The sequence below is a fragment of the Pseudomonas fluorescens genome (assembly GCF_001623525.1).
Lineage (GTDB): Bacteria > Pseudomonadota > Gammaproteobacteria > Pseudomonadales > Pseudomonadaceae > Aquipseudomonas > Aquipseudomonas fluorescens_Q.
On sequence record NZ_CP015225.1, the window covers coordinates 6,533,756 to 6,554,863 of the forward strand.

The 21,108-nt window shown below is 61.5% G+C and carries 19 protein-coding genes and 1 riboswitch; of the genes, 12 read left to right on the forward strand and 7 right to left on the reverse strand.

Annotated features, from left to right (window positions below):
• Positions 1 to 65: 65 nt before the first annotated feature.
• Positions 66 to 2,816 carry a response regulator gene (locus TK06_RS28490; RefSeq protein WP_063325240.1) on the reverse strand — a complete coding sequence of 917 codons (2,751 nt, stop codon included), beginning with the start codon at positions 2,814 to 2,816 and terminating at the stop codon, positions 66 to 68.
• 287 nt (positions 2,817 to 3,103) lie between these two features.
• Between TK06_RS28490 and TK06_RS28495 the strand changes: the two genes are divergently transcribed.
• The 6 genes from TK06_RS28495 (at position 3,104) to TK06_RS28520 (ending at position 9,926) form a co-directional block, all read left to right on the forward strand.
• Positions 3,104 to 3,496: a hypothetical protein gene (locus TK06_RS28495; protein WP_063324749.1), complete on the forward strand. Its 393-nt coding sequence runs from the start codon at positions 3,104 to 3,106 to the stop codon at positions 3,494 to 3,496.
• Between the two features lie 297 nt (positions 3,497 to 3,793).
• On the forward strand, positions 3,794 to 4,696 hold the full coding sequence (gene cysM / locus TK06_RS28500; protein ID WP_063324750.1) for a cysteine synthase CysM: 903 nt from the start codon (positions 3,794 to 3,796) through the stop codon (positions 4,694 to 4,696).
• On the forward strand, positions 4,696 to 6,066 hold the full coding sequence (rlmD, locus tag TK06_RS28505) for a 23S rRNA (uracil(1939)-C(5))-methyltransferase RlmD (protein WP_063324751.1): 1,371 nt from the start codon (positions 4,696 to 4,698) through the stop codon (positions 6,064 to 6,066). Before cysM ends, rlmD begins: the two co-directional genes overlap by 1 nt.
• Positions 6,067 to 6,166: 100 nt before the next feature.
• Positions 6,167 to 8,413, forward strand: coding sequence for a GTP diphosphokinase (gene relA / locus TK06_RS28510; RefSeq protein WP_003204671.1), 2,247 nt, complete (start codon positions 6,167 to 6,169; stop codon positions 8,411 to 8,413).
• Between the two features lie 113 nt (positions 8,414 to 8,526).
• Entirely contained in the window at positions 8,527 to 9,360 is an 834-nt protein-coding gene (gene mazG, locus TK06_RS28515; RefSeq protein ID WP_063324752.1) for a nucleoside triphosphate pyrophosphohydrolase, read from the forward strand.
• A gap of 26 nt (positions 9,361 to 9,386) precedes the next feature.
• Positions 9,387 to 9,926: a DUF2058 domain-containing protein gene (locus TK06_RS28520; protein WP_053124301.1), complete on the forward strand. Its 540-nt coding sequence runs from the start codon at positions 9,387 to 9,389 to the stop codon at positions 9,924 to 9,926.
• 130 nt (positions 9,927 to 10,056) lie between these two features.
• Here the strand turns inward: TK06_RS28520 and TK06_RS28525 are convergent, their stop codons facing one another.
• The 4 genes from TK06_RS28525 to purM all read right to left on the reverse strand — a co-directional run bounded on the left by TK06_RS28525 (position 10,057) and on the right by purM (position 12,958).
• A complete protein-coding gene (locus TK06_RS28525) occupies positions 10,057 to 10,251 on the reverse strand; it encodes a hypothetical protein (RefSeq protein ID WP_025215049.1) in 195 nt (64 codons plus the stop codon).
• A gap of 276 nt (positions 10,252 to 10,527) precedes the next feature.
• A complete protein-coding gene (locus TK06_RS28530; RefSeq protein WP_063324753.1) occupies positions 10,528 to 11,241 on the reverse strand; it encodes a DUF3108 domain-containing protein in 714 nt (237 codons plus the stop codon).
• A gap of 8 nt (positions 11,242 to 11,249) precedes the next feature.
• Complete coding sequence (gene purN / locus TK06_RS28535) at positions 11,250 to 11,900, reverse strand: phosphoribosylglycinamide formyltransferase (RefSeq protein ID WP_003204660.1); 651 nt, start codon at positions 11,898 to 11,900, stop codon at positions 11,250 to 11,252.
• On the reverse strand, positions 11,900 to 12,958 hold the full coding sequence (purM, locus tag TK06_RS28540) for a phosphoribosylformylglycinamidine cyclo-ligase (protein WP_003204658.1): 1,059 nt from the start codon (positions 12,956 to 12,958) through the stop codon (positions 11,900 to 11,902). The genes purN and purM overlap by 1 nt, the downstream gene beginning before the upstream one ends.
• A gap of 364 nt (positions 12,959 to 13,322) precedes the next feature.
• On the opposite strand from purM, the gene TK06_RS28545 reads away from it, so the two are divergent.
• The 5 genes from TK06_RS28545 to TK06_RS28565 all read left to right on the forward strand — a co-directional run bounded on the left by TK06_RS28545 (position 13,323) and on the right by TK06_RS28565 (position 17,900).
• Positions 13,323 to 14,381: a DUF2066 domain-containing protein gene (locus TK06_RS28545; RefSeq protein WP_063324754.1), complete on the forward strand. Its 1,059-nt coding sequence runs from the start codon at positions 13,323 to 13,325 to the stop codon at positions 14,379 to 14,381.
• A gap of 32 nt (positions 14,382 to 14,413) precedes the next feature.
• Entirely contained in the window at positions 14,414 to 15,487 is a 1,074-nt protein-coding gene (locus tag TK06_RS28550; protein WP_063324755.1) for an AI-2E family transporter, read from the forward strand.
• A 169-nt stretch (positions 15,488 to 15,656) separates the two neighbouring features.
• Positions 15,657 to 16,361: a DnaA regulatory inactivator Hda gene (gene hda / locus TK06_RS28555; protein ID WP_003178999.1), complete on the forward strand. Its 705-nt coding sequence runs from the start codon at positions 15,657 to 15,659 to the stop codon at positions 16,359 to 16,361.
• A gap of 214 nt (positions 16,362 to 16,575) precedes the next feature.
• Positions 16,576 to 17,202, forward strand: a complete 627-nt coding sequence (locus TK06_RS28560) for a C40 family peptidase (protein WP_003204649.1) — start codon at positions 16,576 to 16,578, stop codon at positions 17,200 to 17,202.
• A 164-nt stretch (positions 17,203 to 17,366) separates the two neighbouring features.
• Positions 17,367 to 17,900: a C40 family peptidase gene (locus TK06_RS28565; protein WP_063324756.1), complete on the forward strand. Its 534-nt coding sequence runs from the start codon at positions 17,367 to 17,369 to the stop codon at positions 17,898 to 17,900.
• A gap of 181 nt (positions 17,901 to 18,081) precedes the next feature.
• Here TK06_RS28565 and TK06_RS28570 read toward each other — a convergent pair whose 3' ends face one another.
• Both TK06_RS28570 and TK06_RS28575 read right to left on the reverse strand, forming a co-directional pair.
• Entirely contained in the window at positions 18,082 to 19,392 is a 1,311-nt protein-coding gene (locus TK06_RS28570) for a PQQ-dependent sugar dehydrogenase (protein WP_063324757.1), read from the reverse strand.
• 66 nt (positions 19,393 to 19,458) lie between these two features.
• Entirely contained in the window at positions 19,459 to 20,043 is a 585-nt protein-coding gene (locus TK06_RS28575) for a hypothetical protein (RefSeq protein WP_063324758.1), read from the reverse strand.
• A gap of 158 nt (positions 20,044 to 20,201) precedes the next feature.
• Positions 20,202 to 20,411: riboswitch (cobalamin riboswitch) on the forward strand.
• Between the two features lie 81 nt (positions 20,412 to 20,492).
• Between TK06_RS28575 and cobO the strand changes: the two genes are divergently transcribed.
• A complete protein-coding gene (cobO, locus tag TK06_RS28580; RefSeq protein WP_063324759.1) occupies positions 20,493 to 21,104 on the forward strand; it encodes a cob(I)yrinic acid a,c-diamide adenosyltransferase in 612 nt (203 codons plus the stop codon).
• The last annotated feature ends 4 nt before the right edge of the window (positions 21,105 to 21,108 follow it).

Here is a 21,108-nt window from a genome sequence, read left to right on the forward strand (position 1 = left end):
GCGGCCTCCTGGCATTGGAATAGACCCAGCTTAACCGCCATCGCTCCGGTCGCCATTGCCCTGGATCAGGCGCTGATACGCGCCTCGCTGGCCAGGCGGTTGATGGCCCGCTCCAATTCCTCCAGGGCGTCGGCGGCCTTGGGATCCTGTTGCTTGAGCAGGGTTTCGCTGCGCTGGCAGGCCGCCCGCAATTGCGGTACGCCGCAGTAGCGGGTGGCGCCGTGCAGGCGGTGGACGCGTTCGATCAGTGCGTTGTGATCGTTGGCCTCGATGGCCTGGCGGATCGCTTCGCGGTCGGCTTCCAGGGAGGCCAGCAGCATCGCCAGCATGTCCGCCGCCAGGTCAGCCTTGCCGGCGGCCAGGCGAAGGCCTTCTTCGTGATCGAGCACCAACAGTTCGCTGCCGCCCGGGGCATCGCCGCTGCGCTCCGGTGACTGGTTGCGCAGGGCCAGGCCAGTCCATTTGAGCACCACCTGGGCCAGTTGCCGCTCGCTGATGGGTTTGGTCAGATAATCATCCATGCCACTTTGCAGCAGGGCGCGCTTTTCGTTGGCCATGGCGTGGGCGGTGAGGGCGACGATCGGCAGCGGCGTGCAGTGCCGCTCGCTTTCCCACTGGCGGACCGCCTCGGTGCTCTGGCGACCGTCCATGCCGGGCATCTGCACGTCCATCAAGACCAGGTCGAAGGTTTCCTTCTGCACGGCCTTGACCGCCGCATAACCGCTTTCCACGGCCAGCACCTTGGCGCCCATGTCTTCGAGCAGGGTCTGTACCAGCAGCAGGTTGGCCGGGTTGTCGTCCACGCACAGCACTTTCGGGGCGCGGCTGGAAACCGGTTCGTGGGGGTCGCTGCGGGTCGGGCGCGGGTTGACCAGGTCGGAAAGCGCGCGGCGCAACTTGCGGGTGCAGGCCGGCTTGGCCTGGAGCTGGCTGTGAGGGTTGGGCACCGAGAGGTGGTACAGGGTCTGTTCGGTGGTGGGGCACAGCACGAGTACTTTGCAGCCCAGGTGCTCAAGGTCCCAGATGTGTTGGTTGAGGCGCTCCGGTGGCATGTCGTTGCTGGTGATGCCCAGCACGGCCAGGTCGATCGCCTGATCGGTCTGGTGGGCGATGGTGATGCCGTTGGTCAAGCTTTCCAGGGTGTTGAACGGCGTCACTTGCAGGCCACAGTCTTCGAGCTGGTGCTGCAAGGCCTGGCGGGCCAGTTCGTGATTCTCCAGCACCGCTACACGCCGGCCCAGCAACGGTGGGCCGGGCAGGTCCTCGGCATCGTCACGGGTCTTGGGCAGGCGCAGGCTGATCCAGAATTCCGAGCCTTCGCCCGGTGTGCTGTCGACGCCGATTTCCCCGCCCATCTGTTCCACCAGGCGCTTGGAAATCACCAGGCCCAAGCCGGTGCCCCCCGGTTGCCGCGACAGCGAATTGTCAGCCTGGCTGAACGCCTGGAACAGCGCCCGCACATCCTGGTTGGACAGGCCGATGCCGGTGTCCTGGATGCTGATGCGCAACTGCACGCTGTCTTCGTGCTCGTCTTCGAGCATGGCCCGGGCGACGATGGTGCCCTCGCGGGTGAACTTGATGGCGTTGCTCACCAGGTTGGTGAGGATCTGCTTGAGGCGCAGTGGATCGCCCACCAGCGACAGTGGCGTGTCCCGGTAGACCAGGCTCACCAGTTCCAACTGCTTGGCATGGGCGGCGGGGGCGAGGATGGTCAGGGTGTCCTGCAGCAGGTCGCGCAAGTTGAACGGAATGCTGTCGAGCACCAGCTTGCCGGCCTCGATCTTCGAAAAGTCGAGGATCTCGTTGATGATCCCCAGCAGGCTGTCGGCGGATTTTTCAATGGTACCCAGGTAGTCGAGCTGGCGTGGGGTCAGTTCGCTTTTCTGCAACAGGTGGGTAAAGCCGAGGATACCGTTGAGCGGCGTGCGGATTTCATGGCTCATGTTCGCCAGGAACTCGGATTTGATCCGGCTCGCTTCCAGGGCTTCCTTGCGAGCCAGGTCCAGCTCGATGTTCTGGATCTCGATGGTTTCCAGGTTCTGGCGCACGTCCTCGGTGGCCTGGTCGATGCTGTGCTGCAATTCTTCCTGGGCGTTCTGCAAGGTACTGGCCATGCGGTTGATGCCCGAGGCCAGTTCGTCCAGCTCCTGGCTGCCCAGCGGCGGCAGGCGGGTTTCCAGGTGACCGTCCTTGAGCTGTGCCACGGCCTGCTTGATCTGGCTCAGCGGGCGGTTGATCGTGCGGCCCATGCGCAGGGCCAGCAAGCCGGTCAGGCACAGGCCAGCGGCGATCAGCAGCAGGCTGGCGAACAGGCTGCGATAGCCGCGCAGCAACATACCGCTGTGGGACAACTCCAACTCGACCCAGCCCAACAGGCGGTCGGCTTCTTCGGGAATCAGTTCCCCCGCCAGGTTGCGGTGCTTGCCGAATACCGGCAGCAAGTAGCGCGTGGCGTCGTTGCCAGTGCGTTGCAGTAGCTGCGTGCTGTTGCCCTCCGGCGCCCGGTTGAGCATGGTCGGGCCGGCGTGGGCCAGTGGTACGCGGTCGGGGGCGAGGAAGGTGACGGCGCGCACGTCCGCCTGTTCGAGGGACTGGGTGGCGATGCGCTCCAGTAGATCGATGTCCTGGCGGCTCATGGCTGGGGCGACCAGCGGAGCAAGTTGTTCGGCAATCATTTCACCGCGTTGCAACAACTGGGCATGCAGCTCCGATTGTTGCATCCAGGTGAAATAGCCGCCCAGGACCAGCGCCATCAGGCTGGTTGGCAACAGGGTCAGCAACAGCACGCGGCCTTTGATTCCCAGTTTCTTGAGCACACTTGTCTCCTGCATCCAGCGGGTTTGATTGAACTTGCACGCATCCGGCATGCAATACCTGCGCAGTGTAGCGATTTGCGGGCGGGCAATCTTCGTAAAAATCATGCCTGCCCGCGCATCCGTACTGCCAATCCTGTAATGACCTGGCAAGCAACCTCCGGGCCTGTGTCCGCTCAGACTCGCCCATCGGACCTTCGGTCGGGCCTGTCAACGTTGACAGGTGTTGTTTTCGTTCTTCTGTTTAAGCTCGGTCTCGTTGAACTGCATAGAAACAACGGGAGAACAACATGAATACCAAGCATGCAGAAGAAAGATTGAAAGCTGTAAAGATTGCACCCCGACTTGATGCGAAAGGCTCAATAACTATCTCGCTTAATGGACAGGTTACGAAAACCGAGGATGTTCATATCCTGGATCAACCCGGTCACTCCATTGTGGGGCTCATAGGGGAGGGTATTGTCATCGTGCAGTTCAGCTCACTGACAGCACCTGGTACCTATGAGATCAAGGAACATGGTATCTGGATATATATGTCGTTCCACGGTTTCCAGGGGGAGGCGGCAACCGGAGCCTTGACCCTTGACACCATCGAGACGAAAAGCAAGTACAGAGGTCATTTTGATGTGAAGACCTCGGATCACCAAAAAGTCGATGGGATATTTGACGTCCAGAGGGTATAGGTTTGGATGTTGAGGGTAGGGGGGCGCCTCCATGTGTAAGGTCCCCCCCCCATCAGACTTCGTTCACTGTTCATGTTCGCGACGTTAGCGATGAGTTTCAGCCGATGTGCAGCCTCCTCGCCCCTGCCACTCAGAAAATAGCTTGAGGCCGCTACGCCGGCAGGCGGAAGCAAGCTCACTCGTCACACCTTGGCTCGCTTATTCCCATAAGCCATAACCACCACACTTTGCGTGATATGGCCGCGCCGGGTTTGCCGGTATGATAGGCGCCCCCGCAGTCCGGATTGCGAATACGCCATGACTCTGCAGTACCCAACCATCGCCGATTGCGTCGGCAACACTCCGCTGGTCCGTTTGCAACGCTTGCCCGGCGTGACCACTAATACGCTTTTGCTCAAGCTCGAAGGGAATAACCCGGCGGGTTCGGTCAAGGACCGGCCGGCGCTGTCGATGATCACCCGTGGCGAATTGCGCGGACAGATCCGGCCTGGCGACACGCTGATCGAGGCGACCTCCGGCAACACCGGTATTGCCCTGGCGATGGCGGCGGCGATCAAGGGCTACAAGATGATCCTGATCATGCCCGACAACTCCAGCGCCGAGCGCAAGGCAGCGATGACGGCCTACGGTGCCGAGTTGATCCTGGTGACTCAGGAGCAGGGCATGGAAGGTGCCCGGGACCTGGCCGAGCGCATGCAGGCCGAGGGTCGTGGCAAAGTGCTGGACCAGTTCGCCAACGGCGACAATCCAGAGGCCCACTACACCTCCACCGGCCCTGAGATCTGGCGTCAGACCGACGGCACCATCACCCATTTCGTCAGCTCGATGGGCACCACCGGCACCATCATGGGCACCTCGCGCTATCTGAAAGAACAGAACCCGAACGTGCAGATCATTGGCCTGCAACCGATGGAAGGCTCGGCCATCCCCGGTATTCGTCGCTGGCCCGAAGAGTATTTGCCGAAGATCTACCAGGCCGACCGCGTGGATCGCATCATCGACATGGCCCAGAGCGAAGCCGAGGACACCACCCGTCGCCTGGCGCGCGAAGAAGGCATCTTCTGCGGCGTGTCTTCGGGCGGTGCCGTGGCGGGGATGCTGCGCCTGTCCAAGGAAGTTGAAAACGCGGTGATCGTCGCGATCATCTGTGACCGTGGCGACCGTTACCTGTCGACCGGCATTTTCGACGCGCCCAACTGATGGCCAAGCAAGAGAGAGGCCTGCGCTTCCAGCCCAGCGGCGGAAGCCGGGCCCCGCAAGTGCCCACCGGCAAGAAGCAGCGCTTGACCATCGAGCGCCTGGCCAACGACGGTCGGGGCATCGCCTTCATTGAAGGGCGCACCTGGTTTGTCATCGGCGCCCTGGCCGGCGAAGAAGTCGAGGCGCGGGTGCTCGGTGCCCATGGCAAAGTGGTCGAGGCCCGTACCGAGCGCGTGTTCCTGCCCAGTGAACTGCGACGTGCGGCGCCGTGCGTCCATGCTGGTCGCTGCGGCGGTTGCAGCGTCCAACATTTGCCCCATGACGAACAACTCGCCCTGAAACAGCGCATGCTCGCCGAGCAGTTGTCGCGGGTGGCCGGGGTGGTGCCAGAGGAATGGGCCGCGCCCTTGAGCGGGCCGGAATTCGGTTACCGGCGTCGCGCCCGCGTGGCGGTGCGCTGGGATCAGAAGGCGAAAAAACTCGAAGTCGGTTTCCGCGCCGTCGGCAGCCAGGACATCGTCGCCATTGGTGATTGCCCGGTGCTGGTACAGCCCTTGCAGCCGATCATGAGCCGCCTGCCGGAGATGCTGCGTCGCTTGAGCAAACCCCAGGCGTTGGGGCATGTGGAATTGTTCGCCGGTTCGTCCCGCGCGGTATTGCTGCGCCACATGGCGCCGCTGTCGGAGGCCGACCTGACGATCCTCAAGGACTTCTGCGCGTTCCATGAAGCCCAGTTGTGGTTGCACGGTGAAGGTGAGCCGCAACCGGTCGAGCCCGGGCAAGCTCTCGGGTTTCGCCTGGATGCCTGGGACCTTGAGCTGGCTTACCGACCGGGGGATTTCATCCAGGTGAACGCCGGGGTCAACGAGGCGATGATCGCCCAGGCCCTGCAATGGCTGGCACCGCGAGCCGAGGAACGGGTGCTGGATCTGTTCTGCGGCCTGGGCAACTTTGCCTTGCCGCTGGCCCAAAGCGTGCGTCAGGTGGTGGCTGTCGAAGGCGTGCAGACCATGGTGGATCGTGCGGCGGCCAATGCCGTCAGTAACAATTTGAATAACACGGCCTTTTTTCAGGCCGATTTATCCCAGCCTCTGGCTGATGCCGAATGGATCGGCGAAGGCTTTTCTGCGGTACTCTTGGACCCACCCCGTGACGGTGCTTTCGAGGTGGTGCGCAAACTGTCGTCCCTGGGTGCCAAACGATTGGTCTATGTATCGTGCAACCCGGCAACTTTGGCCCGGGATACGGTCGAACTGATCAAGCAGGGCTACCGGTTAAAACGTGCCGGGATTCTCGATATGTTTCCTCAAACGGCGCATGTCGAGGCCATGGCGTTATTTGAAGCGAGCCAGGATGGCTTGTCCGACTGACCCGTTCGTGCCAACTCGCCACAGCCCTGGGCGTAAACACGGGCATGAAGGTCAGCGAAGTTGACGCATTGAATCTGCGTCGTAGGGAAGGTAAGTAAAGATGGTACAGGTGAGAGCACACCAGCCGATCAACACCGACGGCAGTATCAATCTCGAGGCTTGGCTCGATCATGCGGTCAGCGTCGACATGGCTCTGGATCGCGAAGCCTTGAAGGCCGCCTGCGAGTTCGCTCGTGAGGCGGAGCAGCAACATAACGCAGCGAAGAACCTGTGGTCCGAAGGCACCTCGAGTTTCCAGACGGGCCTGGAGATCGCCGAAATTCTTGCTGACCTCAAGCTCGACCAGGACTCCCTGGTGGCGGCGGTGTTGTACCGCGGCGTGCGCGAAGGCCAGATCCAGCTACCGGTGGTCAGCCAGCGCTTCGGCACGGTGGTCGCCAAGCTGATCGATGGCGTGCTGCGCATGGCCGCCATCAGCGCCAGCCTCAGCCCGCGCCAGTCCATGGTGCTGGGCACCCAGGGCCAGGTGGAAAACCTGCGCAAGATGCTGGTGGCGATGGTTGACGACGTGCGCGTCGCGCTGATCAAGCTGGCCGAACGTACCTGCGCCATCCGCGCCGTGAAGTCTGCCGATGACGAAAAACGCAATCGGGTCGCCCGGGAGGTGTTCGACATCTATGCCCCCCTGGCCCACCGTCTCGGCATCGGTCACATCAAGTGGGAGCTGGAGGACCTGTCCTTCCGCTACCTGGAGCCGGATCAATACAAACAGATCGCCAAGCTGTTGCATGAGCGGCGCCTGGATCGCGAGCGTTTCATCACCGATGTGATGACCCAGTTGCGCGAAGAGTTGCAGGCCACCGGCGTGGTAGCCGACATCAGTGGCCGGGCCAAGCACATCTACTCGATCTGGCGAAAAATGCAGCGCAAGGGCCTGGAATTCAGCCAGATCTACGACGTTCGCGCCGTTCGCGTCCTGGTCCCGGAAATGCGCGACTGCTACACCGCGCTGGGGATCGTCCATACCTTATGGCGGCACATTCCGAAGGAGTTCGACGACTACATCGCCAACCCCAAGGAAAACGGTTATCGCTCGCTGCACACTGCAGTGATCGGCCCCGAGGGCAAGGTACTGGAAGTGCAGATTCGCACCCATGCGATGCACGAGGAGGCTGAGCTGGGCGTCTGCGCCCACTGGAAATACAAGGGCACCGACGTCAAGTCCGGCTCCAATCACTACGAAGAGAAGATCTCCTGGCTGCGTCAGGTGCTGGAGTGGCACGAGGAACTGGGTGACATCGGCGGCCTGGCCGAACAGCTGCGGGTCGATATCGAGCCGGACCGGGTCTATATCTTCACCCCCGACGGCCATGCCATCGACCTGCCCAAGGGCGCGACGCCGCTGGACTTCGCCTACCGGGTCCACACCGAGATCGGCCACAACTGCCGTGGCGCCAAGATCAACGGGCGGATCGTACCGCTCAACTACAGTCTGCAGACCGGTGAACAGGTCGAGATCATCACCAGCAAGCACGGTACGCCGAGCCGCGACTGGTTGAACCCGAACCTGGGCTACATCACCACGTCGCGGGCCCGGGCGAAAATCGTCCACTGGTTCAAGTTGCAGGCTCGCGACCAGAACGTCGCCGCTGGCAAGACCCTGCTCGAGCGCGAACTCGGTCGCCTGGGCCTGCCGCAGGTGGATTTCGACAAGCTGGCCGAAAAAGCCAACATGAAAACCGCCGAAGACATGTTCGCCGCCCTCGGTGCCGGCGATCTGCGCCTGGCGCAGTTGGTCAACCTGGCCCAGCAACTGGTGGAGCCGGAGCGGGGCAACGAGCAACTGGAGCTGATCCCGCGCAAGGCTACCGGCTACAAACCGGGCAAGCGTGGCGATATCCAGATCCAGGGCGTGGGCAACCTGATGACCCAGATGGCCGGCTGCTGCCAGCCGTTGCCGGGGGATGCGATCGTCGGCTACATCACCCAGGGCCGTGGCGTGAGCATTCACCGCCAGGACTGTGCCTCGGTGCTGCAACTGGCCGGTCGCGAGCCGGAGCGGATCATCCAGGTCAGTTGGGGCCCGGTACCGGTGCTCACCTACCCGGTGGACATCGTCATCCGTGCCTACGACCGCTCCGGCCTGCTGCGTGACGTGTCCCAGGTGTTGCTGAACGAGCGGATCAACGTGCTGGCGGTCAACACCCGTTCGAACAAGGAAGACAACACCGCGCTGATGTCGCTGACCATCGAGATCCCAGGGTTGGATGCGCTGGGGCGGTTGCTGGGGCGGATTTCCCAGTTGCCGAACATCATCGAGACCCGGCGTAACCGGACGCCAGGTTAAGCGCAGTCCAAACATGTGGGAGCGAGCTTGCTCGCGATAGCGGTCCATCACTGACCGGCCGCCATCGCGAGCAAGCCCGCTCCCACAGGGTTATTTTGTGATGAGATGGATTGATGTATAGCCTCGAAGACCTGCTCCACCTGATGAACCGCCTGCGGGACCCGCAGTACGGCTGTCCGTGGGACATCCAGCAAACCTACGCGACCATCGTTCCTCATACGCTTGAAGAAGCCTACGAAGTGGCCGATGCCATCGAGCGCGGCGATTTCGATCATTTGCAGGGCGAGTTGGGCGACCTGTTGTTCCAAGTGGTGTATTACAGCCAGTTGGCCCGGGAAGAGAACCGCTTCGAATTTGCCGGCGTGGTCGACAGCATTACCCGCAAGCTGATCCGCCGCCATCCCCATGTGTTTCCTACCGGGGACCTTTACGCGCCAGTGGACATCCCGCGCCTGAGTGAAGAGCAGGTCAAGCAGCGCTGGGAAGAGATCAAGGCAGAGGAGCGGGCCGAGAAAGCCGCGGCCCCCGAGCAGTTGTCGCTGCTCGACGATGTGCCGGGGGCGCTGCCGGCGTTGTCCCGTTCGGCGAAGCTGCAAAAGCGTGCGGCGCAGGTCGGTTTCGACTGGCCAGGCCCGTTGCCGGTGCTCGACAAGGTCCGGGAGGAGCTGGACGAAGTCCTCGAAGCCATGGCCGACAACGATCCGGTGGCTATCAGCGACGAGATCGGTGACTTGCTGTTCAGCGTGGTGAATCTGGCTCGCCACCTCAAGGTCGACCCGGAAACCGCCCTGCGTGGCGCCAACGGGAAGTTCGAACGAAGGTTCCGATTTATCGAACAGGCATTGCGCGACACCCACCGTCCCATGGAAGATTGCACCCTCGAAGAGTTGGACGCCTTGTGGGGCGAAGCCAAACGTCAGGAAAAGAATTTGCCCAGCTGTGGCTGAGGCCGTTGCCTAAGTGAGTAAGCACCATGAGCCTTTCCCTTCGCGACCAGTTGCTCAAAGCAGGGCTGGTCAACCAAAAGCAGGCCAAACAGGTCGGCAAAGAGAAACAGAAGCAGCAGCGCCTGGCCCACAAAGGCCAGATCGAACTGGATGACTCCCAGCAACGTGCGGCCCAGGAGGCCATGGCCGAGAAGGTCAAGCGCGACCAGGAACTCAACCGGCAGCAGCAGGAAAAGGTCGAGCAGAAGGCCCGGGCCGCGCAGATCAAGCAATTGATCGAAGTCTCGCGCCTGCCGAAGCTGACCACCGAGGATTACTACAACTTCGTCGACGACAAGAAGGTCAAGCGCATCTCGGTCAACACCCTGATGCGCAACAAGCTGAGCAGCGGCTCGTTGGCGATCGTCCACCATGCCGGCGGTTACGAAGTGATCCCGCGCGAGGCGGCCCTGAAGATCCAGGAGCGCGATCCCAAGCGCATCGTCCAGCTCAACACCCAGACCGAAGAAGTGGATGCCGATGATCCGTACGCGGCGTATCAGATTCCGGATGATTTGATGTGGTAACGCCGGCAACCTGAAAAAACAACCCGTGGCGAGGGAGCTTGCTCCCGCTTGAGTGCGAAGCGCTCACAAGAAAGGGCTGCTACGCAGCCCAGCGGGAGCAAGCTCCCTCGCCACAGGGTCCCGGTGTCGTTCAGGATTCCGCCATTTCTCGCGAGCGCAGCCGTTCCTCGCGCTCCAGCTCAGCCTTGTAGCTATGGGCATCCGTCTCCGAGTGGAACATCCCCACCAGCAAATCCTGTTGATGCACATCCCAGATCCGGATACCGGCGGCAATGCCTTCGTGGGACATATGGGCGTCATCGCGTTCAGTTACTTTCACAGTCATCTTGCAAGCTCCAATCTCTGTTATCTGCAGCAAGGCGTGTGCAGGACTTTGTTATAGATTTGGATAGCGTGCTACGTAAATGCCCCGGTTCGTTAAGAAGTTTTCATGGAAAGCGCCATAATCCTGCAGGCCAAGTGGTGCGCGGCATTCGGTCGCAGGTGTTTTTCATGAAGAAGATTTCATGTCGCAATCCTCCATGAATACAAATCCTGTGGGAGCTTGAAATCCAGGCAATAAAAAGCCCCGCATGGCGGGGCTTCCTGGTGTTTGCGTCGATCAGCTGCCTTTCACAGCCTTGCCGTTGACCGTACCGTCCAGGAGCATGATGTTGTACTCCTTGCCGTCGGTCTCGACCTGTTGCAGGCGCACCAGCAGGTAGTCCCAGTCCTTGGCGAACCAGAGCACGGTGATGCGTTTGCTTTGCGTCGGGTCGCGCACGCGCTCGACCTTGATCGCGTCGATCTGGCCGGCCTTGGTGTCGACTTTTTCCGAGCCCAGCACGCGGAAGTCATAAGTATCGATCTCGCCATCATCGACGACCTGATAGCTCATGCTTTTCTTGCCGGCCGCCACGTCGTGCTGCAGGGCCAGTTGATAGGTGGATTTATCGACCATGCCACGGTTGAGCGGCAGCTTGACCGCGTCGCCGCGATCGGTGCCGGTGACCATCTTGGTGTTCCAATCGAAGTCCAGGTCGGCCTTCTTGGCTTTGCCCAGGCCACCGCGTTCGAAGTGGTAGGACTGTGGCAGCAGCGTGTCCTTGTCCAGGGTCAGGGTGCTTTCTTCGGTCAGGCTGGCGATCATCATCGAAGCCTTGAAGCTCAGCTTCCAGGTACCGTTGGCTTCCTTGGTCAGGCTGCGCTCGGCGGTGCCGCTCATGGGCAGCTGTTTCCAGTCGGCGGTGTAGCTGGCGGAGAACGGTTGTAGTTCCGCAGCCTGTGCCAGGGGCAGGGCAAGCAGAGCGCAAGCGAAGAGCAGGGCGCGACGCATAAAATCTCCTAGTATCGAATCAAATGGCCGCTGGCGGCGAGCAACTGGCCGTCCAGTGAGGCACCGCGATCGTCGAGGGTCAGCCTTCCTTCGGCAAACCAACGCACGGCCATCGGGTAGATCTGGTGCTCGCGGGCGTGAACCCGTTGCGCCAGGCTTTGCGGCGTGTCGTGCAACTCTACCGGTATTACTGCCTGTACGACCAGTGGTCCGCCATCGAGTTCCTCGGTGACAAAGTGCACCGAGCAGCCATGCTCCGTGTCTCCGGCCTCCAGCGCCCGCTGGTGAGTGTGTAACCCTTTGTATTTGGGTAGCAGCGAAGGATGGATATTGAACAGGCGGCCCTGGTAGTGACGCACGAAGCCGGCGCTGAGGATGCGCATGAAGCCAGCGAGGACCACCAGTTGCGGATTGAAGGTGTCGATCTGTTCGATCAACGCGGCGTCGAAGGCTTCGCGGCCCTCGAACGCCTTGTGATCCAGGACGCGGGTGTCGATCCCCGCGTCCTTGGCGCGTTGCAGGCCATAGGCATCGGCGCGGTTGGAGATTACCGCGCGGATACGGACCGGGCTGTCGCCGGTCCGGGTGCTGTCGATCAGGGCCTGCAAATTACTGCCGGTGCCGGACAGCAGCACCACCACGTCACAGGTTGCGGACATCAATGCGCCTTAAGGTTTTTCAGCTCGACCTGTGCAGCGCCTTCGGCCGCGGTAGCGATCTGGCCGATGACCCAAGGCTGCTCGCCAGCTTCACGCAATACGTTCAGGGCGGTCTCGACGTGCTCCTGGGCCACGCAGATGACCATGCCCACGCCGCAGTTCAGCACGCGGTGCATTTCGGTTTCATCGACATTGCCTTTCTCTTGCAGCCAGTCGAACACCGCCGGGCGGGTCCAGCTCGCCACGTCGACCACGGCCTGGGCGCCTTTTGGCAACACGCGCGGGATGTTGTCCAGCAAGCCACCACCGGTGATGTGGGCCATGGCCTTGACGGCGCCGGTGTCCTTGATCAACTTGAGCAGTGGCTTGACGTAGATGCGAGTCGGGGCCATCAGCAGGTCGGCCAGTGGCTTGCCGTCGAGCTGGGTGTTTTCGATGTCGGCACCCGAGACTTCGATGATCTTGCGGATCAGCGAGTAGCCGTTGGAGTGCGGGCCGGAGGACGGCAGGGCGAGCAGGGCATCGCCAGCGGCGACTTTCGAGCCGTCGATGATCTCGGCTTTCTCTACCACGCCGACGCAGAAGCCGGCCAGGTCGTAGTCTTCGCCTTCGTACATGCCAGGCATTTCAGCGGTTTCGCCACCGACCAGGGAGCAGCCGGACAGTTCACAGCCGGCACCGATGCCGGTCACCACCTGAGCGGCGGTATCGACGTTCAGTTTGCCGGTGGCGTAGTAGTCGAGGAAGAACAGCGGCTCGGCGCCGCAGACCACCAGGTCGTTCACGCACATGGCCACCAGGTCGATGCCGATGCTGTCGTGCTTGTTCAGGTTCAGGGCCAGGCGCAGCTTGGTGCCGACACCGTCGGTGCCCGAGACCAGGACCGGTTGCTTGTAGCCGGCCGGGATCTCGCAGAGGGCGCCGAAACCGCCCAGGCCGCCCATGACTTCCGGACGCGCAGTGCGCTTGGCGACGCTCTTGATGCGTTCGACCAATGCTTCACCGGCGTCGATGTCTACACCGGCGTCCTTGTAGCTCAGGGAGGGTTGCTTGCTCATGATCCAGGCCTTTAGGGGGGATTTCTGGGTAACGACCGACGCCGGGGCCATTGAATAACCGTTGTACGAATTATTCCGGGAGCCCAGCCATTGCCGGTCTGCGAAGGCGCGCGATTTTATCAGGCTTGAGGGGCAGCGGCCATCCTCGCGCCGACGGGCAGGGACATATCCACGGAAAAAAACCGATATTTCTTATATTGGTACTGCGTAGCGCGTCTGTATAAGGTGTAGCGGTAACCGGCTATGGTGATGACCGTGCGAAACTTCCATCGGGCGTGTGAATGTTTTGCCGGGTGTTGTGGTCACAGCCATGCTCAATCTTCTTCACACGGCCTGTTCCAGCCGTTATGTCCGGGAATCTTCCATGCGTTTGTTCAAACTCTTGTCTATGGGCTGCCTGGCGCTGATCAGCCTGGCGAGTCATGCCGAAACCGTCAATGGCCTGTATCAAGTGCTCGAACCGGTCAGCAGCCAGACCCCGGAAGAGCGTAACCAGGCGACTCTGCGTGCGCTGGACACGTTGGTGCTGCGCCTGACCGGCGACGCCAAGGCTGCCCAGAATCCTGGCCTGGCGGCGATCCGCAAGGACCCGCAACAGATCATTCTTCAATATGGCTACGACGCCGGCCCGCCGGAAAGCCTCAAGGTGGACTTCGACCCGGCGAGTACCGACCGGGCATTGCGCTCGGCAGGCTTGTCACTGTGGAGTGCGAACCGGCCATCGATCCTGGGTTGGTGGCTGAACGACTCAGCCGAGGGCTCCAGCCTGGTGGGCGATGGCCAGGCCAGCGCCACGCCATTGCGGCGTGCCGCCCAGCATCGGGGGCTGGCGTTGCACCTGCCGCTGGCGGACTTGAGCGAGCAGATCGTTGCCACCGCACCAAACCTGGAAGGCAGCGACCCGGCGCCTTTGCGCGATGCCTCGGAGCGCTACGCGACAGACGCCTTGCTGGCGGTCCACGCCAAGGAGGAGGGCGGGCAGTGGAATGGGGCCTGGCGCCTGTGGCTGGGCGATCAGCGTGAGCAGGGTACGGCCCAGGGCGCCGATCCGGCCGCATTGGCTGACGCGGTGATGTTGGCGGTGAACCAGCGCCTGGCGCCGCGCTTCGTCGCCAAGCCGGGCGTGGCGACTGAACAGTTGCTGGAGGTGCAGGGCATGAACCTTGAGCGGTATGCGGCGCTTGGGCGTTTGCTCGAACCATTTGGTGGGCAGTTGCAGCAGGTCGAGGGTGATCGGATCGTCTATCGAGTCAATGGCAGCGCCGAGCAGTTGAAGGCGCAACTGGCCCTGGCGAAACTTCAGGAAGTTCCGCCCGGCGAGGCCGTCGCGCCAGCGCCAGTGGCGCCTCCCGCCGCCGATGGCTCGGTCCCGGTTGCAGCACCTGTGCCGGCGCCGGCAGCCAATCTGCGGTTCCGCTGGTAGGTTTTCTTTCTTTATATAGCTAGGAGTGGTTCATGGGCGATACGCGGCGTTGGTTCTGGTTGGGTGGGGTTGCCCTGCTGTTCGCCCTTATCTATTTGCTGCATCCGATCCTGACGCCGTTCCTGGTCGCGCTGCTGTTGGCCTATCTGTTCGATCCGGTGGTGGATCGCCTGGAAAAACTCGGCCTGTCGCGCACATGGGGCGTGGTGGCGGTATTTGCGCTGTTCACACTGATTGTGAGCGCCCTGTTGCTGGTGCTGATACCGATGCTCGCCAAGCAACTGTTGCGCCTGTACGAATTGGCGCCGCAGATGCTCGATTGGTTGCAGCACAGCGCGGTGCCGTGGGTGCAATCGAAGCTAGGGCTGGCGGACGGTTTCTGGAAGTTCGACAAGGTCAAGGCGGCTATCAGTGAGCATATGGGCCAGACCACCGACATCGTTGGCGTGGTGTTGAGCCAGGCCACGGCCTCGGGCCTGGCGTTGATCGGCTGGCTGGCGAACCTGGTGTTGATTCCGGTGGTGGCCTTCTATCTGCTGCGGGATTGGGATCTGATGATGGCGAAGATTCGTAGCCTGCTGCCGCGTCACCGTGAAGAACGCATCATGACCTTGACCTTCGAATGCCACGAAGTGCTGGGGGCGTTCGTGCGCGGGCAACTGCTGGTGATGGTGGCCCTGGGTTTCATCTATGCCGCAGGGCTGATGCTGGTAGGACTGGAGCTGGGCCTGTTGATCGGCCTCATCGCCGGCCTGGCCGCCATCGTGCCGTACATGGGGTTTGTGATTGGTATTGGCGCGGCATTGATCGCCGGATTGTTCCAGTTCGGCGGCGACCTGTACCCGATGCTGGGCATCGTCGCGGTGTTCATGGTCGGTCAGGCGCTGGAGGGCATGGTGCTGACGCCGCTGCTGGTGGGCGATCGTATTGGCCTGCATCCGGTAGCGGTGATCTTCGCGATCCTGGCTGGGGGAGAGTTGTTCGGCTTCACCGGGATTCTGTTGGCGCTGCCGATGGCGGCGGTGATCATGGTGCTGGTGCGCCATATGCATGATTTGTACAAGGATTCGGACATTTATAGCGGCGCTGAAGACCCCGACCTGTAGGGCAAATCGTTGGCGGAGCGTCAGGGAAACCGACGCTCTGTCCTCTTTCCGCTGCAAACCTTTGATTTTGCTCGTGGTCCGGCGCATTGTGCGGTCCGTGTCACGGGTATAAACTTTGCGAACTTTACACAGAGGCCACTAACGGTTCCTTTGGAACTGTTCAGTCAGCATGAAACCGATTCAGCTGCCCCTAGGTGTGCGTCTGCGTGATGACGCCACCTTTATCAATTACTACCCAGGCGCCAATGCCGCTGCACTCGGCTATGTCGAGCGGCTTTGCGAAGCCGACGCCGGCTGGACCGAAAGCCTGATCTACCTGTGGGGCAAGGACGGGGTAGGGCGCACGCATCTGTTGCAGGCCGCGTGCCTGCGGTTCGAACAATTGGGCGAACCTGCGGTGTACCTGCCGTTGGCCGAATTGCTTGACCGCGGTGTTGAGATCCTCGACAACCTTGAGCAGTACGAACTGGTCTGCCTGGACGATCTCCAGGCCGTGGCCGGCAAGGCTGATTGGGAAGAGGCGCTGTTTCATCTGTTCAATCGGTTGCGCGACAGCGGTCGGCGCTTGTTGATCGCCGCGTCGACGTCGCCACGGGAGCTGCCGGTGAAGCTGGCGGACCTCAAGTCCCGTCTCACCCTGGCGCTGATTTTCCAGATGCGTCCGCTTTCCGACGAAGACAAACTTCGTGCCTTGCAGCTGCGCGCGTCCCGGCGTGGCCTGCACCTGACCGACGAAGTCGGGCATTTCATCCTCACCCGTGGCACCCGCAGCATGAGCGCGTTGTTCGAACTGCTCGAACGCCTCGACCAGGCCTCGCTTCAGGCCCAGCGCAAGCTGACCATTCCTTTTTTGAAAGAAACTTTGGGCTGGTAAAGCTGTCGCCCGATGATGGCTTAAAGCCTCTTCTGGACCCGGTGAAGCCCGCGGTTTTACTGGGCTGTAGGGCTGTAACCCGCTCAGGTCGGGCTTAAGCGCTTAGATGTAAGCGTAAAACCGAGAAGTCACATTTGCATCGATTGAATTTGCAAATGAGGTTGATAGAAGGCATAGTCTCGCCATCTTTACTACTTCAGCCACGGTCGTGCCCATGCTAAATCGCTTCGCACCCCTCGTGCCTCTCGCACTCGTTACCCTGTTGTTTGGTTGCGCTGCCCACTCCCCAGTGTCCCAGCAAGAGCAACAACCACAGGTCAAGAACTCCGTTACCGCCCAGTCTTCCTCCGTTGCGTTCCAGGAAGAAATGGCCTCCGACAAAGAGCTCGCAGCCTTCGCCGGCAGCAAGCCTTACCAGCTTCCAGTATTGGCTGACAGCATCCTGGAACGTGGGATGTCGTTGATCGGTACCCGCTACCGTTTTGGCGGCACCTCTGAAGCTGGCTTCGATTGCAGCGGTTTCATCGGTTATCTGTTCCGCGAAGAGGCCGGCATGAACCTGCCGCGCTCCACCCGCGAAATGATCAACGTGAACGCCCCACTGGTGGCTCGCAACCAACTGGAGCCCGGTGACCTGCTGTTCTTCAGCACCAACGGTCGTCGCGGTCGCGTCAGCCACGCCGGTATCTACCTGGGCGACAACCAGTTCATCCATTCCAGCAGCCGCCGCAGCGGTGGCGTGCGGATCGACAGCCTGGGCGACAGCTACTGGAGCAAGACCTTCATCGAAGCCAAGCGCGCCCTCGCCATGGCGCCGACTGTGGTCACTGCCCGCAAGTAAGCACACAGTTTGTAAGGCAAACTTAAAGTCTTACTTGAAGTTTGTCGTATAGCCGCTAGAATCCTGATCATTGTTTGATGGCAATCCGCCTGCGTACTCCGCAGGCGGATTTGTTTTCATGCCCACGGCAGAAAAGCCGCATCCAGATCAGGATTGTTCTGCATATGTCGACGTCGGCCCGCCTCGCTCTCATGTTCCTCGCCGCGCTGCTCAGCGCCTGCGCCAGCCGCACTCCACCGCCAGCTCCCGTGCGGGCTCCGGTGGTCTTTGCCCCCTCACAAACCTTTTCCCCGGCTGCCGAAGATGTGCTGTTCCGGGCATTGGGTTTGGTGGGGACGCCGTATCGCTGGGGCGGTAATACGCCGGATTCGGGTTTCGATTGCAGCGGCTTGATTGGTTACGTCTACCGCGATGCGGCGGGTATTTCCCTGCCACGTTCCACGCGGGAAATGATCGGCATGCGCGCCCCGGATGTGGGCAAGGAGGCGTTGCAGACAGGTGATTTGATTTTCTTCGCCACCAACGGCGGCTCCCAGGTCAGCCATGCCGGGATCTATGTGGGGGAGGGCCGTTTCGTCCATGCACCGGCCACCGGTGGCACGGTCAAGCTCGACAGCTTGTCCAAGGCCTATTGGCAGAAGGCTTACCTGGGTGCCAAGCGGGTGCTGCAGTCGGAACATCTGGCGCGTAATCCCTGACCCTTCAACGTTTGCAGTGCTAGAAAGCTTTTGTGGCGAGGGAGCTTGCTCCCGCTCGGTTGCGCAGCAACCGCCAGAAGCTGGGGGTTGCTTCGCAGCCCAGCGGGAGCAAGCTCCCTCGCCACGGGGTTCACCATGTCCCCGGACCAAACAGGGTTCCTTCACAAGTCTTGGTGGTGGGTTATTTACCCGACACTCGCCAAACCTTGTTTCCCACATCATCAGCCACCAACAACCCACCCTGTTGATCGATCACCACGCCCACCGGCCGGCCCTGGGCTTTTTCGTCGGCGTTCAGGAAGCCGGTGAGCACATCCACGGGTTGTCCCACGGGCTTGCCGCCAGTGAACGGTACAAAAATCACTTTATAACCACTGTGGGGTTTACGGTTCCAAGAGCCGTGCTGCCCGATGAACGCCCCTTCGGTGAACGGTGCCGGTAAGCGGCTGCCTTCGGCGAAGGTCAGGCCCAGCGATGCGGTGTGAGGGCCGACGGCATAGTCCGGGGCGATGGCCTTGGCCACCAGGGCCGGATTCTGCGGTTCGACCCGCACATCGACGTGCTGCCCATAGTAGCTGTAGGGCCAGCCATAGAACGCGCCGTCCTTGACCGAAGTGATGTAGTCCGGCACCAGGTCGCTGCCGATTTCATCCCGCTCGTTCACGGCCGTCCACAGGGCACCGCTGCGGGGTTCCCAGGCCAGGCCGTTGGGGTTGCGCAGGCCCGAGGCAAATATGCGGTGATTGCCGCTGGCTCGGTCCACTTCCCAGATGGCGGCGCGACCTTCTTCGGCCTCCATGCCGTTTTCCGCGACGTTGCTGTTCGAACCTGTGGTGACGTACAGCTTGCTGCCGTCCCGGCTGGCGATGACGTTTTTGGTCCAGTGATGATTGAGCGTGCCGCCCGGCAAATCGACGACCTTGGTCGGTTGCGCCTTGATCTGCGTGTCACCGTCCTTATAGGGGAAGCGGATCAGCCGATCGGTGTCGGCCACGTACAGGTCATTGCCCACCAGGGTCATGCCGAACGGCGAGTTGAGATTTTCCAGGAACACCGTGCGGGTTTCGGCGACGCCGTCATGATTGGCGTCGCGCAGCAGCGTGATGCGATTGGGGCTGGGCACGCCGGCACCGGCGCGGCCCATGACCTTTTTCATCACCCAGCCGCGGATGCCCTTGGAATCGTCCGGTTTGGGTGGGGCGTTGGTTTCGGCCACCAGCACATCGCCATTGGGCAACACATAGAGCCAGCGCGGATGGTCCAGCCCTTCGGCGAAGGCGACCACTTGCAGGCCTGGGGCCGGGGTGGGTTTGGCGCCGCTGGCCCAGCCGACGGCTTCGGCGATGTTGACGGTAGGCACCAGGGTCTTGTTCGGTTCAGGCAGCTTCGGCGCAGGACCGGTGCCGTCGGACACTTGCAGGGTGGACGACTCGCCACAAGCGACAAGCCCGGCGGCAAGGGCGACGATCAGGAGATGGGGTGGCTTGAGCATGCTGGCTTCCCTATGAATGCATGGAGTTATTCATAGAGAAGCGTAGACGCGCGATGGTTCAACCGGTCAGCCGTGGGCCTGTTTGAACAGCACGGCGATGCCGGGGTGATAGAAGCCGGCTTCATTGCGCAACTTGCGGTAGGCGTAGGGGAAGTACCAGGCCACGGCGCAGGTGTTTTCCTTTTGCAGGTCATCGATCATGTCCTGCAATTCTTCGGGCGTGGCGCTCTGCTGGGCTTTTTGCGGCGAGACGAACAGGCAACCCAGCTTCAGGTCGCTGGCATAGCTGATGCGCTTGGCATCGCTGGCGGCCTCCTGCAGCGGCTGGGTCAGGTTCAGGTTGTTGACCTTGGGCCAGCGTTGGGTGGCCTGGATGAAGGCGCGCTCATCGGTACTGGCGATAAACAGATCGGCGCTGACATTGCGTTCGCCTTCTTCATTCTGCTTGCGGGTCGGGGCATTCTGCAGCGTGACCATTTCGGCCATCCAAGCGGCGGCCGAGAGCAAGCCCAGGTTGGCTCGTTCATCGAACCAGTAAGGCGTGTCGTTATCGCCGCGCACGGCGTTGTAGCGGTCGATACAGTCAAACCAACGTTCCAGCACCGGACGCAGGAATTCCAGTTTTGGATTGCTGATGATCATGCCTTGCATACATTGCCCTCTTGTTCTTGTGATATCGGGTCGTGATGCCGCTTTGATATCACTTCCCTCAGCGTGACACAAGATTGACGTCATTCCATTGATCCCGGCCAATAAACAGCGCTGGACCCGTGGCGGCTTTAATTGACGCTCCACCCCCAACCCTCTAACCTTCGCCGCTTGTTTCAGGTGCTCTGTGGCCGTGGCCGACAGAGTGAAACAGGGAAGCCGGTGAGTGCACACGAACCCGGCGCTGCCCCCGCAACGGTAAATGAGTCAAGGTTGCCTACAGGCCACTGTGTCCATGGACATGGGAAGGCGCGCAGCCCGGCATCACGCCGCTCATGAGCCCGGAGACCGGCCTGATTCATCCAACGGCATCACGGTGGGCGATGCCAGGCTTGTTGCCGTCTTTTTTTGTGCCCGCCCGCCGTTATCCAAGCCCAACGGAGAGCTCCCCCATGACCGACACCCCGGATCGCGACGAACGCCACCTGGCGCGCATGCTGCGCAAGAAAGCCGTGATCGACGAGCGCATCGCCAATTCGCCGAACGAGTGTGGCCTGCTGCTGGTGCTGACCGGCAACGGCAAGGGCAAGAGCAGTTCGGCGTTCGGCATGCTCGCCCGGGCCATGGGCCACGGCATGCAGTGTGGTGTGGTGCAGTTCATCAAGGGGCGCAACAGCACGGGCGAAGAATTGTTTTTCCGCCGCTTCCCGGAGCAGGTGCGCTTTCATGTCATGGGCGAAGGCTTCACTTGGGAAACCCAGGATCGCCAGCGCGATATTGCCGCCGCCGAAGCGGCCTGGACGGTATCGCGCCAGTTGCTCAGCGATCCTTCCGTGGGCCTGGTGGTGCTCGATGAACTCAATATCGCCCTCAAGCACGGTTACCTCGACCTCGATCAGGTCCTCAGCGATCTCCAGGCCCGCCCGCCGATGCAACACGTGGTGGTGACCGGTCGTGGCGCCAAGCCGGAAATGATCGAACTGGCCGACACCGTCACCGAGATGGGCATGGTCAAGCACGCGTTCCAGGCCGGCATCAAGGCGCAGAAAGGCGTCGAGCTGTGAGTGA